Origin of the sequence: Actinacidiphila guanduensis, assembly GCF_900103985.1 — a bacterium.
Taxonomy (GTDB): domain Bacteria; phylum Actinomycetota; class Actinomycetes; order Streptomycetales; family Streptomycetaceae; genus Actinacidiphila; species Actinacidiphila guanduensis.
In genome coordinates, this window is record NZ_FNIE01000019.1 from 40918 (window position 1) to 54637 (window position 13720).

Here is a 13720-nt window from a genome sequence, read left to right on the forward strand (position 1 = left end):
CGCAGGTGGGGGCGGTACGAGGGCGGCGGTAGCGCGCCCGCCCGGACCACCGGGCCGGGCGAGCAGGCTGCTGGGGCGCGGTGAGGGTGGTGCGACGTGCCAACGGGAGGCGAATGTACGTGAAGAAGCCGTGACCCGGACATAATGAGCCCGTTCTGTGCCAACCGGTCACGGCAGTGCTCGGGCGCTCACGGGCGGCCGGGCATCGGAAGGAGTCCCCTCATGGCAGACGTCAAGGTCGGGCTGTACGTATACGTCGAGGCCAAGCCCGGCAAGGAGGACGAGGTGGCCGACTTCCTTCGCTCGGGCCTCGACCTCGTGCAGGAGGAGCCCGACACCGTCGCCTGGTTCGCCGTGCGCCTGAGCGCGACCGGCTTCGCGATCTTCGACGTCTTCCCCACCGATTCCGCACGTCAGACCCACCTGAGCGGCCAACTGGGCAAGGCCCTGATGGACCGAGCCGGCGATCTGTTCTCCCAGCCGCCTTCCATCGAGCGACTCGACGTTCTCGCCCACAAGCTCCCCTGAAGGCCGGATGCGGCCGGTCGGCCCGGCGCGGCAGCCTCCGCCCCCGACGCTCGCACCCTCCGACCGCTCGCGGCACCGCTGTCACAGCGCCGTGCCGGTCTCCTCCGCGAGCGCGCGCAGCAGCCGGTCCTGGAACGCCTCGTCGTGCACGGCGGCGTGCGGTTCCCGCCGCTCGCGGTGGTACCAGTAGCCGCCGCTCGTCAGGGCCTCGGGATCGTCGCTGACGGCGAGCCATTCCTGCGTACGGTGGCCGAGTTCGAGGTCGTCGGGCGCGCTCGGCCCGCCCATCTTCGTGGGCACCCAGCCCGGGTCCACCGCGTTGCTCACCACGTCCGGGCGCAGCCGGGCGACCGCGGCGGCCAGCGCCGTGACGAAGAGCTTGCTGTCGGCGTACGAACCCGGCTTCCTGCCCTGCCAGTCGGTGCGCTCCAGGGCGGGCCGCCCGCTGAAGTGGGAGCCGCTGCTGAGGTACACCAGGCGGCGCGGGCCGGGCAGCAGGGCCGTGAGCAGGTACGGGGCGACGATGTTGACGGGCATCACGGCCGGGCCGCTCCACACACCGGCATTGTGCACGACCGCGTCGAGCGCGGTCCCATCGAGCGCGGCGGCGATCCCCCGTACGGCGTCGCGGTCGGTGAAGTCGCCGACGACGAGGTCCGCCCCGCGGTCGGTGAGGCCCTTCAGCGCGGCGGCCCGCTGCGGGTTGCGGGCGTGCACGACGACCTCGTGCCCGGCAGACAGCAGGGCGTCCGCGGTGGCCAGCCCGAGGCCGTCCGCGGAACCGGTGACCAGAACGCGGCTCATCGCGCCCCTCTTTCCTGGGTGTCGGAGGCCGTCCGGTACGGCCCGTGCCTCCAGCCTCCTCCGTCCCGACCCGCGGCGCCCGCAGGCGCGGCCGCTCCCCCGCAGGGCGGGCCCGGCCCCGCGGTGGGGACGGTGAGGGTCAGTTGCGCAGCCCGGTCCATGCTGTCGTCTGCGGATGCGTCCTTCCCTTCCGCCGCGCTCGGGCCGGCCGGCGCTTTGCCGGCCGGCTTTACGGATCGTCCGTCGGCGTCCTGCGATGTGTCTCGACGGAGATGGGCGGCCTGCCCGCGGCGGGCGCGGGCGCCGCACGCCGGAGCGGCGACGGTGGCGGTGTGGTGCGCAGCCGGCGGACCCCGTGGTCGGCCATCAGGCGGCTCAGTTCGCGCATCTGCTCCCTGGTGCACCTGCCGTGCACGTAGAGGACGGCGTGCTCGCGCACGTCCTCGGTCACCGCGCCGAGCAGCTTGCGCAGCGCGGGCAGCACCGACTCGTCCAGCGGCCGCCCCGGAGTGCCCACGTCGATCGCCGCTCGGCCGGCGTGCAGCGGCCGCGCGGCGAAGGAGATCCGCTCGCCGGCCGTGCCGACGCCCAGCCCCGCCCGGGTCGCCGTGACCGACCACCGCTCGGAGAGCCTTGCGACGCCCGGCACAGGCGGACCGACGCCGCTGCCGGGAATCGGCAGGTGCCAGTGGCCCAGTGTCGGCGGTTTCCCGTGCCTGCCCGGCGCCGTCGGACGGCACACGACCGATCCGACGAACGGTCGCCATGCCGGCGCCCCATCCGCACCGATCACCACCGCCTGGACGCTGTGCTCGTCCTTGCCACCGGCGGCCGCCCGCACGTCGTCGGTCAGCAGCGGCGTACCGGTGAACACCTCGATGGGGCACTTGAGGAGGTCCGCGGCCTGCTGGGCCGCCGGCAGCAGGTCGACCCCCCTGCCCGGGGCGAGCAGCGCGTCCCGGCGTGCCCACTCGGGCAGCGCGCCCAGGACATGGGTGATGTCGTGCGCCGCCACCTCGGACTCATCCGCTGGTGCGCCCACGAGCACGACCGGGCGCCTGCCGCTCGCCGGCACGGCGAAGGCCAGGTCGCCGCTTTTCGGGGGTCCTGAACCCTCGGGTCTCAGCAGCACCCCGGCGGGGATGGCGTGCATCTCGGCGCCGCCGGGCGTCGTGGTGGGCAGCGCGTCCACGGCCGCCTGCCAGGCGGGGGCAGGAAGCCGGCGCCCCAGCAGGCGCCGCTCGGCTCCTGGAGCGAAGCTCCACCAGCCCTGGCACCGCCCGCCGCGGACCGGCACCGATCCGCCCTCGGGATCCGGCGGCACGAACAGGGAACCGCCCGGCACGAGGAGCACGACGCCGTCCGGCGCGTCGACCGGCAGATCCCACGTGTCGGCGACCCAGCGCGCCACGGCCGGCTGCTCCCCGCGTTCCGCGGCGGCGCCGGACATGGCGAGGCGGATGTTCGTGGCGCCCTGCTCCCGGACCGAGTCGAGGAGTTCGACCAGTGACGGCCAGCCGAATCCGGGATCCGCGCCGACCACGACGGTCACGCTGCCGTCGGCCTCGTCGGCGGTGGCGAATCCCAGCTCGGCGAGTGTCACCGGGTCGGCCACCGGCTCGCCGGCGGGCAGCAGCACATGGGTTCCGTTGATCTCCTCGATCCGCACCGTGCTGCCGCCTGCCGGCCGGCCGGATCCGATCTCTTCGGCGCGCTCCGGCTCCTCGCTGTGCCTCTCGCCCCCGGACGCCCGGCGCGCCGGGAATGCGAATCGTCGTTTCATACCCCGCCACGGTCCCCGGAATTCGGAATACCTCAGTGCAGACCGTCACCGCGGCATGGCGATATCGCGGCTCCGGTGAAGTACGTCCCACCCATGGTGCGCGCCGATGGCAAGCAGGTGAAACGTCCTTCTTCGGGGACTGATCGTGGCGGTACGGCGCGTACGTCCTCAGTCCGGCGGCGGCCGGTCCACGGCTCGGCGGCGAACGCGCGAATCCCGGCCGCACGGCTGAGAGAACCGCTCAAAGAGCCGTCATATGCCGTCCTTGAGCGAGCTGGTGCAGTCGTTCATGATCGTGCCGGTTCCCGAATAGCGCGCCACTTCCAGGCCGATGTCGTAAATACCGCCGCTGTAGGTGGCCGTGCTCGACCATTCCTGCCCGGTGGCGTAACCCGAGGTGACCTTGTGCCACGGCCAGCTGAGCGGGGTGCCCACCTGGTTGCGGCCGATGACGCGGATCTCGACGGCGTGCCCGTCGGAGAGCGTGTCCGAGACGCTGAAGACCACGGGCTCGCTGGTGGCGCCGTTGGTCCACTGGACAGTGAGGTCACCCGTGGCGCCCGTCGTGTCGCACGAAAGGTGGTAGGAGTCGGCCGCACTGGCGGGACTCGCCGTGAAGGCCAGGCCCAGCACCGCGGCGGCCCCCGCACCGGCCACTAGGCGTACGAACTTGCGCATGTTCACTCCTGTCTCGGCACGGCCCCGGGAAAAGAAAATCCCTCTCCCACCCGAGGCGAGAAATACGGGAATTCTCCGAGGCGCGCCATTTGCTGCACCGTCAATGCACCAAGAACCTACGGGGGGAATCCGCGCTTCCTCAGCTGTGAATGAGCCATTCCGGGGTCGATTCCCGGACACGGAAGATCGCCTCGGGGCCACCGGCCGGCGAGCACCTGCCGGGGCGCCCGCCCGCGCGGCAGGCCCGAGTTCCCCCGCCGCGGCGGCCGGCCGCTCGCCCCATGGGGGACCTTGCCGACCGCTTGCCGGGCCGCCGCGGACCGATAGCGGATAGGCTGTCCATCAGGGATGTGCGAGAGGAGAGACCCCATGGCTGCGGACAGGCCGTCCTTCCCGGCCCGGCGGGCGGCCGCCGAGCGGAACCGCGACACGCTCCTCTCGGTCGCCCGCGAGGCCTTCGCGCGCGGCGAGACGGACCTCTCGATGGCCGAGGTCGCGCGCCGCGCGGGCGTCGGCATGGCCACGCTCTACCGCAACTTCCCCGGCCGCCGCGAACTCCTCGAAGCCCTCTACGCCGACGAGGTCGAGGCCCTGTGCGAAGCCGCTGCCGCCGAGCCGGGGCAGCCGCCGGGCGAGGCGCTGATCGCCTGGTTGCGGCGGCAGTTCGCCTTCATCCCGCACAAGCGCCTCATCGTCTCCGAGCTGCTGGAGCACACCGGCCCGGAGGGTGTCCCGAGCAAGCGCGGTCGCGCGCTCGACGCCGGGCGGCCGCTGCTGGCCGCCGCGCAGGAGGCGGGCGAGATCCGCGCGGACATCACGCTGGAGCAGATCTTCGACCTGATCGTCGCGATCGCCAAGGTGCACGGCGGGCCGGACTACCTGGAGCCGATGGTCGCGACGATGCTGGACGGGCTGCGGGCACAGGCCGCGAGGGCTCGCTGACAGGTCCGCTTGTAGCATCGGTGACGTGGGGCCCTTCGCGGCCGTGCGCGGCGGCGGGACATCGCGTCCGGCAGGCCGAGGCGGTACGGGCCCGGCACCGGGGCGGGGGCAGGACCGAGGAGAGCACGTCATGGGGTGGTTGCGCAGCCGCATCGCCGACGAGCTCAAGGCGACCGTGCACGGCGGGGACCTCAAGCTGGAGCGGTACGCCAGGCCCGTGGGCGACCCCGGGCTGCTGGCGATCGCCCCGGACTCCCCGGCCTGGCGTGTGCACGGCCACCCGACCGGCATGCTCAGTGGCGGGTTCGCCGCGCTGATGCTGCAGTCGCTGCACCCGCTGGCGATGGCCGGCGTCGACCAGCACTCCGACTTCCGCACCGACCCCACCGGCCGCCTCATGCGTACCGCCCGCTTCGTCACCACCACGACCTTCGGCTCCACGCAGGCGGCGCAGGAGGTCATCGAGGTCGTACGCCGCATCCACACCCAGGTGCGCGGCACTGCGCCGGACGGCCGGCCCTACCGCGCGGACGATCCCGAACTGCTCACCTGGGTGCACACCGCCGAGGTGTTCAGCTTCCTGCGCGGCTACCAGGCGTTCGCCGCCCGCCGGCACCGGCTGACCCCGGCCGAGTGCGACACGTACCTCGCCCAGGTCGCCCCGGTCGCCGAAGCGCTCGGGGCGCATGATGTCCCGCGCAGCTTGGCGGAGGCCACGCGCTACCTGGCCGGGATGCGGCCCCAACTCCACGCCACTCCGGCCGCCTTGGACGTCGTCCGCTTCCTGCGCGCCTTCGGCCGCACCGGCCGCGAACGCGTCGTGGTGGGCGTGCTGATGAACGCGGCGGTGGGCCTCCTGCCGGGCTGGGCCCGTTCCGAACTCGACATCCACCGCCCGGTATTGGTCCGCGCGACCATCGACCGCCCGCTGGCCACGGTGACCGGCCGCGCCCTGGAGTGGGCCCGTGGCCCCTCCGAGATCCACGCGGCGGCAAGAGCCCGGATGGCCGAGTCCGCGCGGGCGGCGAACTCCCGCTGACCGCGGGCGAACACCCTGGGGCACGTTTCCCGCGGGGTCACCGCGGTGCCGGGCGGGTCAGGGCGAAGACGGTCCCGGCGAGGGCGCAGGCCGCGGCCGACAACAGCAGGGACCATCCGGTGCCGTGGCCCGCGACCGCTCCCATCAGGGCCACGCCGAGCGTGGCGCCGACCTGGCGGACGGCGTTGAGCAGGCCGCCGGCCGCGCCCGCGGTGCCCTCCGGCGCGGCGTCCATCACCGCGGCGACGAGCGCCGGCAGGACGCAGGAGATCCCGAAGCCGCTGAGCAGCAGGCCGAGGGCGATCCAGGGGTAGGCGGCCGCGGCGAGGACGGCGCCGGCCAGCGCCCCGCCGCCCAGGGCCAGCAGGGCCAGACCGGCCAGGACCGGGCGCCGGGGGCCCACGCGGGCCACGATCCGCCCGGTCAGCGGCGGGTTCGCGGCGAAGGGGACGGTCAGCGGCAGGAACGCCAGCCCGGTCTGCAGGGGGCTCAGGTGCCGTTGCTGCTGCAGCAGCAGCGGCAGTACGAACAGGGTGCCGGCCAAGGCAAAGTTCGCCGCCGCGGCGGCCACCAGGCCCGCGCGCACCCGGCCGGACCGCCGCAGGCCCCGGTGGAGGACCGGCGCCCGGCTCCTGCGTTCGAGCGCGGCGAACCCCAGCGCCGCAGCGAGCAGTCCCGCCGCGGACCAGGCGGCGTGCGTCCAGGCACCCGCGCCGGCGGCGATCAGCGCGTCGGTGAGCAGCGCGAGCGCCGCGGCGGCGGCCAGTTGCGCGGGCCAGTCGATGCGGCGGTCGCCGCGGGCGGAGGCCAGGGAGCGGGTCCGGGTCAGGGCCAGGACCACCGCCCCGATCGGCACGTTGACCAGGAACACCGCCCGCCAGCCGGCCGCCTCGACCAGCGCGCCGCCGGCGATCGGGCCGGCCGCGACCGCCGCGCCGCTGACCGCGGCCCACACCGCCACCGCGCGGGCGCGCGCGGCCGGCACCGGGTACAGCAGGGCGATCAGCGCCATGGACGCGGGCACGCAGGCCGCCGCGGCGGCGCCCGAGACCGCCCGCAGCAGGAGCAGTGCCCCCAGGCCGGGGGCCATGGCGCTGAGCAGGGAGGCGAGCGCGAAGACCGCGGCGCCGCAGCGGAAGAGCCGCTGGGCGCCGAAGCGGTCGGCGGCCGCTCCCGCCGACAGCAGCAGGGCGGCGAACACCACGGTGTAGCCGGTGACCGCCCACTGGAGCCCGGCCGTCGAGGTGCCGAGGGAGGAGGCCAGGTCGGGTTCGGCGACCGACAGCACGGTGGTGTCGAGCAGCACCATGAAGTAGCCCAGGGAGATGCCGGTCAGGGCGCCGGTCCGCCGCCTGGACGGCGAGACGCCCGCGGACGGGGGCGAGTTCACAACGGTCATGGCTGAGGGGGCTCCGAAGTGCCGTGGGATGCGGGGGTACGGGACCCACTGTTCGCCGCCGCGGGTGCCGGGCTCCACCGGCGCCGCCGCACGGACCGTTCGGAATCACCTAAGGCACCATGGCTCGTGCGCGATCCCCGAAGGCACCGTGGGCTGTGCGCAATCCCCCAAGGGACCGGCCCGTTCGGAATCCCCGGACGCCGCGCCGCGTTCTGCTCGGGCGTGGAGCTACGCCAACTCAGGGTCTTCGAGGCGGTCCTGCGGCACGGGACCGTGACCGACGCCGCCATCGCGCTCGGCCTGGCCCCCTCGTCGGTCTCGCAGCAGATACGGGTCCTCGAATCCGCCCTCGGCGTGAGCCTGTTCATGCGCGGCGCCAAGGGGATGGCGCCGACCCCCGCGGGACTGCGGCTGCACGGCTGGGCGCGCTCCCTGCTCGACACCGCCGAGGAGGCCGTCCGCGACGTCCGCGCCGAGCGGCCCCGGCTGCGGCTCGGCGCACTGGAGACCCTGGCCGGCTCGCACGTTCCGGCCGTCCTCGGCCGGCTCGCCGAGCGGCGGCCCGACGTCGAGGTCGAGGTGCACAGCGACCGCGCCCGCGACGGGCTGTTCGCCGATGTCGCCGCGGGCCGGCTCGACGCGGCGCTGCTGCTGGATGCGGGCGGGGACGTCGGCGGCCTGGGCTTCCCCGTGCCGCCCGGGCCGCTGGCCTTCCTCGACCTCGACCCGGTGCCGCTGGATCTGGTCGCCGCTCCGGCGCACGCGCTGGCCGGCCGGGCCGGGCTGTCGCCCGCCGACCTCGACGGCGAGCGCCTCCTGGTCAACGTGCCGCAGTGCTCGTTCCGGATGGCCGCGGACCGCGTCCTGGGCGCGGGCCCCGAACGGGTCATGGCCGGCGGGGTGTCCGTGATGCGCGCGTGGGCCGAGCACGGGCTGGGGATCGCACTGCTGCCGCGGTTCGCGGTCGCCGCCGGCCTGCGCGCGGGCACCCTGACCCGGCTCGACCTCCCCGTGCCCGATCTCAGCCTGCGCCTCGTCTGGCGCGAGGACCGCGAGACCCTGCCGGGCCTGCGGGACGTCCTCTACGCCGCGGTGGCCCCGGCGTAGAGGGCCGCCCGCGCCGGTCCGAGCCGCCCGCACCCACCGCACCGGTCCGAGCGGCCCGCGCCCACCGCGCCGTGAGAGGCACCGCGCCCCCGCCGACCTGGATCGCCGCCTCGCCCGCGTGCGTCAGCGCTCCGCTCGTGCCGTGTCGCCGCCGCGGCAACAGGCGTCGACCCGGCGGTCCGTGCAGCCGCGGTTCCTACTGCCGGCCCGGGAGCGTCGCCAGCGCCTGCGACCGCTGGGCGACCAAGTCGTCGTACGTGCCGTCGCGTTCGGCCCACCGGTGCATCAGCACGCCCTTGACGAGGATCTCGCGCGGAGTGGGGTCGGCGCCAAGCAGATCCATCACCTCGGTGGCGAACTCGCCCAGGTCGAGCGCACGGGGGTTGAGCCGGGCCTGCTCCTCCGTGGTGGCGACAGCCGGGGGGACGAGTTCGGCCACCTCGACGCCCGTGCCGGCCAGTTGCGCGCGCAGCGCCTCGGTGTAGGCGTGCACGCCGGCCTTCGAGGCCGCGTACGTCGGCATGAGCGGGAACGGCAGGAACCCGATGCCCGAGGTGACCGTGATGACGGTGCCGTCGCCGCGCCCGACGAGGTGCGGGGTGAACGCGTCGATGACGCGGATGGTGCCCAGGAGGTTGGTGTCGATCATCTGCCGCGCGGCCCCGAAGTGGGCGGGGTCGCGCAGGTCCTCGGGGACCGCGATGCCGGACATCGTCACGATCGTGTCGAGGTCCGGGTGGCCGCGAAGGATCGTGTCGCGGGCGCGGGCCACGCTGTCCTCCGCGGTCACGTCGATGGGTACGGTGTCGAACCCGTCGGCCGCGAGTTCGTCGAGCAGGTCGGTCCGCCGGCCGCCGATGACGACGGAGCTGCCGGCCGCGGCGAAGCGGCGGGCGAGTTCGAGACCGATGCCCGAGGTGGCGCCGGCGATGAAGACGGTACTGCGGGTGATGTCCACGGGATCCTCCTGCTGTGGGGACATGTCGATCGGCGACCCCAGTCTTGATCCGTTCTCCGCCCGCAGGCAGTGCCCCCGTCTTCCGGGGTCCTGTCAGGGCCCCCCTTCGGCGAGGGGGCCCGAACTACGCTGGCGACCATGAGCGACGACGACCGCGCGAACCTGCTCGGCGAGTACCTCCGCGCCCGGCGGGCCCTGGTCACCCCGGAGCAGGCCGGGCTGGCGCCGGGTGCGCGCCGGCGGGTGCCGGGGCTCCGCCGTGAAGAGGTCGCCATGCTCGCCGGCATCAGCGCCGATTACTACCTGCGGCTGGAGCGCGGCCGTGACAAGAATCCGTCACCGCAGGTCCTCGCGTCGCTCGCGCGGGTCCTGCGCCTGGACGAGCTCGAAGAGGAATACCTGCTCGGCCTGGCCGCCGCGCGCCCCGAACGCAAGCGGCGCCGGAAACCCGAGCGCGTCCCCGCACGGCTGCACCAGCTTCTGGCGGGCGTGGGGATTCCCGCCTTCGTGGAAGGGCGCGCGTTCGACGTCCTGGCGTCCAACCCGCTGGCGGTCGCGCTCTCCCCGCGTCTGCGACCCGGGTACAACCGTCTGCGGTCGCTGCTGCTCGATCCCGAGGAGCAGGAATTCCAGCAGGACTGGACCCGCTCCGCGGAAGGCTTCATCGCCGCCTTCAGGAAGTCCGTCGGCGACGACACCGGCAATCCGCGGTTCGTGGAGCTGGTGGGCGAGCTCGCCCTGTCCAGCGAGCGCTTCCGGACCCTGTGGGCGCGCCACGACATCCGCAACCTCGACGGCGGCACCACCACCGTGAACCACCCCGTCGTCGGTGAGCTGCGCCTGCACCGCGACAAGCTCCCCGCGGGCGACGGCCTGCTCCTCGTCCTGTACTACGCCGACCAGGGCAGCGAGAGCGACGAGAAACTCCGCCTCCTCGCCGCCATGGCCCCGCACGAGCCCGTCCCCTGACCCCGAAGGCGGCCCGGCCCCGATCGCGCGGTGGAGCCGAGGGGCCTCGACGGCCCGCTGGAGACGGATGTCCGGCTCGCGGAGCGGGCGCCGCGGGCACGTGCCCGGCCTGGGACGGGCCGCCTTGAAGCGGACAGCCAGCGCGGCGGGCTACTGCCTGTCGAGAGCGGCCATGTCGCCCGTCGTCGGCTCGCCGGTCCGTTCGTACTCCAGCTGGACCGCTCCGTTCGGGAAGGTGCGGGACGTGGTCAGGCGCAGCGCGGAAGGGGCGGCGCCGGGTTCGAAGACGCGTTTGCCGCTGCCGAGCACCACCGGGTACAGCCAGAGGTTCAACCGATCGACCAGCTGCTCCGCGAGCAGCGAGCGGACCAGGTCGAGGCTGCCGATCACGTGGACCCGGTCGTGGCGCTTCTTGAGGTCGGCGACGCCTTCGGCGAGGCCGCCGTCCAGGACGTGCGCGCCCTGCCAGTCCAGCGGTTCCTTCAGGGTGCGGGTGGCGACGTACTTCGGGACGCGGTTGAGGAGGCGCGTGAAGTCCATCTCCGCCGGGGCCGCGGGCCAGTACGCGGCGAAGATGTCGTACGTGCGGCGGCCCAGCAGCAGCGCGTCCATGCCCTTGGCCTGCTCGAAGACGGCCGCCCCGGCCTCCGCGTCCATCAGCGGCGCCTGCCAGCCGCCGTAGGCGAAGCCCCCTTCCGGGTCCTCCTCGGGCCCGCCGGGTGCCTGGGCGACACCGTCGAGGGTCATGAACTCGGTGACGACAAGCTCGCTCATGGCGTTCTCCTCTCGCTCGAAGGCCCCGTTGCGGGGTCTCCCAGTGGAGACGGCACGGCGGTGCCGGACTCATCGGTCGAGGTGCCGGGCGCCCGGCTACGAGGTGCCCGCGGCCTTCGACCAGGAGGTCAGCACGCCGATCTTGTCGATGCGGTGCTGCGGGTTGTCCCGGCTGTCGCGCCAGAAGTTCCCGGCCGCGTTGTCCTCGGGGGTCGCGCAGGTGGAGACCGTGATCATCGCCTTGGTGGGCTTCTCGCCGGGGTGGCCGGGCACCGCGGCCCGCTGGTCGGCGAGCGATTGGGCGGAGCGGAAGTCGGTCTTCCTGGTCGCGGTGATCGTGTACGTATACGTGGTGCCGCCGGTGGTGACCAGGACCTTGTCGCCGTTGCGCAGGTCGGGGACGTCGTGGAAGGGTCCGCCCGCGGAGAGGCGGTGGCCGGTGACGAGGTAGTTGCCGACCTCGCCGGGGCCGACACCGCCGTGCGGGCCGTACGGGCTCGCGGCGATGCTGCGGTCCTGGATGTGGGTGCCGGCCCAGTCGTCGGTGGTGCCCTCGTACGGGATCACGCGCATGCCCTTGATCCCGATCGCGGGGATGGTCAGCGAGGCGACGGCGGTCCTGCGGTCGACCGGGGGCGGGGTCGGCGAGGGCGTGGCGGGTGAGGGGGCCGCGGCGGGTGCGGCAGGTGCGCCTGGTGCAGCAGCCGGCGCGTGCGTGGCCGGCGCGGCGGCGGGAGCGGCGTGCGCGGTGCCCGCAGCGGCTGTCGCGGAGCATCCGATCAGCGCTGCGGCACCTATGCCCACGAGGGGGATGACGGCGTTCCGGGCCCGGATCATGGCACCCCCTGGCAGGTCGGAAGGACAGTAACGGAATCCCTCCTGCCATGGTCAGCGATGCCCTCCGAAAGGACAACATCTGCCCTTAACCGCAGCTCGTGGCGTATGTCTCACCCCGGACCCGACCTCGTCGCTGGCCACAAACGGAATACGTTCACGACGTGAGTCCCCGTCGCCCCGCCCCGCCGCGTGCGGCCTACCGTGCGGTCCGTCAGGCGCCGCCGTTGACGGCGAGGGAGCTGCCGGCGATCCATTGGGCCCGGTCGGAGAGCAGGAAGGCGATGGCCTCGGCCGGGTCGCGGGGGTCGCCGACGCGGCCCAGCGGGATCGAGGACCACACCTGCTCGGCGGACGCGCCCATCGCCCCGGCCATCGTCTCCAGCAGCTCGGTGCCGCCAGGGGTGTCCACCATGCCGAGGACGACGGTGTTGACCCGTATCCCGGCCGGGGACAGCTGCGCGGCGAGGCTGGCGGACCAGCTCTCCAGAGCGGCCTTGGCGGCGCCGTAATGCGCGAGGGGCGCGGGCGGTTTCGCGCTGACGCCGGTGGAGACGTTGACGATCGCGGCCCGCGGGCTCTCCTTGAGGGAGGGCAGCGCGGCCGCGGTCACGCGTACCGCGGACAGGAAGTTGATGGCCAGGGAGTCCTCCCACTCGGCGTCGGGGATCTCGCCGAAGTGCACGCGGGCCGCACCCGCGTTGTTCACCAGGAGGTCCAGACCGCCCAGGGCGTCGACGGCCGCGTCCACCAGGCGGCGGGCGCCCTCGGCCGTGCGCAGGTCGCCGCTGATGAAGGTCGAGTCCTGCGGGGTGTCCTTGGCGCGGTCGCGTGCCGTGGTGACCACGGTCGCCCCGCCGTCGATCAGGCGCCGGGCCACGGCGGCGCCGATCCCGCGCGAGCCGCCGGTGACGAGAGCCCGCCGACCGGCGAACTCGCCCGGGATCACGGAGGTGGGGACGAAGACATTTGTCGCTGTCATGCCGATAAGCCCTTTGTGCGGAGACAGGGAAGGACAGGCACCGCCATGTCCTTGAATTCGAAACTACCATACTCTGAGTCTGATGAAATCGCATCGCCGCCGACCGGCCGTAACGGCGGGTAGGCTCGGTGGCCGGGTCGGCGCCGTGCTTCGGGCATTGCGGCAACGGACCGTGGAGCACCACCCAGTGCGATCGGGAGCGAGGACGATGAGCGCGAGCCCGCAGGAGAAACGGGCCTACCGTTCGGGCCTGCGCGCCCAGCAGGCCGAGGCCACCCGGCGGGCGGTCCTCGCCGCGGCGGCCGAGCTCTACGCGGCCCGCGGGTACGCCGCCACCTCGATCGACGCCATCGCCGAGGCCGCGGGGGTCAGCCGCTCCACCGTCTTCACCGCGGCCGGCGGCAAGCCCTACCTGCTCAAGACCGTCTACGACCAGGCCCTGATCGGCGACGACGAGCCGGTCCCCCTCGCCGAGCGCCCCGAGTCACGCAGACTGCGCACCCTCACCGACGGCGCCGAGATCGTCGCGGGATACGCCGCCATCCTCGCCCGCATCATGGCGGGGGTGTCCGTGCTGTACGAAGTGGTCCGCGCTGCAGCCGACACCGACGCGGACGTCGCCGCGCTGTGGGCCGACATCCAGCGCCAACGGCGCGAGGGCGCCCACCGGATCGTCACCCTCCTCACCGCGGCGGACGCGCTGACGCCTCGCCTCACCCCGGACCAAGCGGCCGACGTGATCACCGTCTACAACGACCCTGCCCTCCACCACCACCTGGTCGTCTCCCGCAACTGGTCCCTCGCCGCCTTCACCGCCTGGCTCACCCGCACCCTGCAGCACGAACTCCTCACCTGAGCCCACCGGCCCGGGCCGTGCGTCCGGCCCGAAGCGGAGCAGAGGTCGGCGAGGCGCCCTCTTCGAC

General features: G+C 73.9%; 14 protein-coding genes. 6 read left to right on the plus strand and 8 right to left on the minus strand.

Annotated features, from left to right (window positions below):
• Positions 1 to 222 precede the first annotated feature (222 nt).
• On the plus strand, positions 223 to 528 hold the full coding sequence (locus BLR33_RS30360; protein ID WP_093787863.1) for a putative quinol monooxygenase: 306 nt from the start codon (positions 223 to 225) through the stop codon (positions 526 to 528).
• Positions 529 to 609: 81 nt separating this feature from the next.
• Here BLR33_RS30360 and BLR33_RS30365 read toward each other — a convergent pair whose 3' ends face one another.
• The 3 genes from BLR33_RS30365 to BLR33_RS30375 all read right to left on the minus strand — a co-directional run bounded on the left by BLR33_RS30365 (position 610) and on the right by BLR33_RS30375 (position 3793).
• Positions 610 to 1332: an SDR family NAD(P)-dependent oxidoreductase gene (locus BLR33_RS30365; protein ID WP_093787864.1), complete on the minus strand. Its 723-nt coding sequence runs from the start codon at positions 1330 to 1332 to the stop codon at positions 610 to 612.
• 229 nt (positions 1333 to 1561) lie between these two features.
• Positions 1562 to 3115, minus strand: a complete 1554-nt coding sequence (locus BLR33_RS30370; protein ID WP_093787865.1) for a hypothetical protein — start codon at positions 3113 to 3115, stop codon at positions 1562 to 1564.
• A gap of 252 nt (positions 3116 to 3367) precedes the next feature.
• Positions 3368 to 3793: a hypothetical protein gene (locus tag BLR33_RS30375; RefSeq protein ID WP_143031791.1), complete on the minus strand. Its 426-nt coding sequence runs from the start codon at positions 3791 to 3793 to the stop codon at positions 3368 to 3370.
• Positions 3794 to 4162: 369 nt separating this feature from the next.
• On the opposite strand from BLR33_RS30375, the gene BLR33_RS30380 reads away from it, so the two are divergent.
• Together BLR33_RS30380 and BLR33_RS30385 are read left to right on the plus strand one after the other, a co-directional pair.
• On the plus strand, positions 4163 to 4735 hold the full coding sequence (locus BLR33_RS30380) for a TetR/AcrR family transcriptional regulator (RefSeq protein ID WP_093787867.1): 573 nt from the start codon (positions 4163 to 4165) through the stop codon (positions 4733 to 4735).
• Positions 4736 to 4865: 130 nt separating this feature from the next.
• Positions 4866 to 5774, plus strand: coding sequence for an oxygenase MpaB family protein (locus tag BLR33_RS30385; RefSeq protein WP_093787868.1), 909 nt, complete (start codon positions 4866 to 4868; stop codon positions 5772 to 5774).
• Between the two features lie 37 nt (positions 5775 to 5811).
• Here BLR33_RS30385 and BLR33_RS30390 read toward each other — a convergent pair whose 3' ends face one another.
• Positions 5812 to 7173 (minus strand): MFS transporter, encoded by a 1362-nt coding sequence (locus tag BLR33_RS30390; RefSeq protein WP_093787869.1) that lies wholly within the window; start codon positions 7171 to 7173, stop codon positions 5812 to 5814.
• 222 nt (positions 7174 to 7395) lie between these two features.
• On the opposite strand from BLR33_RS30390, the gene BLR33_RS30395 reads away from it, so the two are divergent.
• Positions 7396 to 8280 (plus strand): LysR family transcriptional regulator, encoded by an 885-nt coding sequence (locus BLR33_RS30395; RefSeq protein ID WP_093787870.1) that lies wholly within the window; start codon positions 7396 to 7398, stop codon positions 8278 to 8280.
• A gap of 196 nt (positions 8281 to 8476) precedes the next feature.
• Here BLR33_RS30395 and BLR33_RS30400 read toward each other — a convergent pair whose 3' ends face one another.
• Positions 8477 to 9238, minus strand: a complete 762-nt coding sequence (locus tag BLR33_RS30400) for an SDR family oxidoreductase (RefSeq protein ID WP_093787871.1) — start codon at positions 9236 to 9238, stop codon at positions 8477 to 8479.
• Between the two features lie 138 nt (positions 9239 to 9376).
• Here BLR33_RS30400 and BLR33_RS30405 point away from each other — a divergent pair, with 138 nt between their 5' ends.
• Entirely contained in the window at positions 9377 to 10207 is an 831-nt protein-coding gene (locus tag BLR33_RS30405) for a helix-turn-helix domain-containing protein (RefSeq protein ID WP_093787872.1), read from the plus strand.
• A gap of 150 nt (positions 10208 to 10357) precedes the next feature.
• Here the strand turns inward: BLR33_RS30405 and BLR33_RS30410 are convergent, their stop codons facing one another.
• From BLR33_RS30410 to BLR33_RS30420, 3 genes are all read right to left on the minus strand, one after another.
• Positions 10358 to 10981 (minus strand): dihydrofolate reductase family protein, encoded by a 624-nt coding sequence (locus tag BLR33_RS30410; RefSeq protein ID WP_093787873.1) that lies wholly within the window; start codon positions 10979 to 10981, stop codon positions 10358 to 10360.
• 96 nt (positions 10982 to 11077) lie between these two features.
• Entirely contained in the window at positions 11078 to 11818 is a 741-nt protein-coding gene (locus tag BLR33_RS30415; protein WP_093787874.1) for a sortase domain-containing protein, read from the minus strand.
• Between the two features lie 211 nt (positions 11819 to 12029).
• A complete protein-coding gene (locus BLR33_RS30420) occupies positions 12030 to 12797 on the minus strand; it encodes an oxidoreductase (protein WP_093787875.1) in 768 nt (255 codons plus the stop codon).
• Between the two features lie 208 nt (positions 12798 to 13005).
• Between BLR33_RS30420 and BLR33_RS30425 the strand changes: the two genes are divergently transcribed.
• Positions 13006 to 13653 (plus strand): TetR family transcriptional regulator, encoded by a 648-nt coding sequence (locus tag BLR33_RS30425; RefSeq protein ID WP_093787876.1) that lies wholly within the window; start codon positions 13006 to 13008, stop codon positions 13651 to 13653.
• Positions 13654 to 13720 lie beyond the last annotated feature (67 nt).

Excerpts from the sequence above, each read along its gene's own strand:
- BLR33_RS30360 (WP_093787863.1), top strand. The coding sequence starts at position 223 with ATGGCAGACGTCAAGGTCGGGCTGTACGTATACGTCGAGGCCAAGCCC.
- BLR33_RS30420 (WP_093787875.1), bottom strand. The coding sequence starts at position 12,797 with ATGACAGCGACAAATGTCTTCGTCCCCACCTCCGTGATCCCGGGCGAG.
- BLR33_RS30380 (WP_093787867.1), top strand. The coding sequence starts at position 4,163 with ATGGCTGCGGACAGGCCGTCCTTCCCGGCCCGGCGGGCGGCCGCCGAG.
- BLR33_RS30410 (WP_093787873.1), bottom strand. The coding sequence starts at position 10,981 with ATGAGCGAGCTTGTCGTCACCGAGTTCATGACCCTCGACGGTGTCGCC.
- BLR33_RS30415 (WP_093787874.1), bottom strand. The coding sequence starts at position 11,818 with ATGATCCGGGCCCGGAACGCCGTCATCCCCCTCGTGGGCATAGGTGCC.
- BLR33_RS30385 (WP_093787868.1), top strand. The coding sequence starts at position 4,866 with ATGGGGTGGTTGCGCAGCCGCATCGCCGACGAGCTCAAGGCGACCGTG.
- BLR33_RS30365 (WP_093787864.1), bottom strand. The coding sequence starts at position 1,332 with ATGAGCCGCGTTCTGGTCACCGGTTCCGCGGACGGCCTCGGGCTGGCC.
- BLR33_RS30425 (WP_093787876.1), top strand. The coding sequence starts at position 13,006 with ATGAGCGCGAGCCCGCAGGAGAAACGGGCCTACCGTTCGGGCCTGCGC.
- BLR33_RS30390 (WP_093787869.1), bottom strand. The coding sequence starts at position 7,173 with ATGACCGTTGTGAACTCGCCCCCGTCCGCGGGCGTCTCGCCGTCCAGG.
- BLR33_RS30375 (WP_143031791.1), bottom strand. The coding sequence starts at position 3,793 with ATGCGCAAGTTCGTACGCCTAGTGGCCGGTGCGGGGGCCGCCGCGGTG.
- BLR33_RS30405 (WP_093787872.1), top strand. The coding sequence starts at position 9,377 with ATGAGCGACGACGACCGCGCGAACCTGCTCGGCGAGTACCTCCGCGCC.
- BLR33_RS30370 (WP_093787865.1), bottom strand. The coding sequence starts at position 3,115 with ATGAAACGACGATTCGCATTCCCGGCGCGCCGGGCGTCCGGGGGCGAG.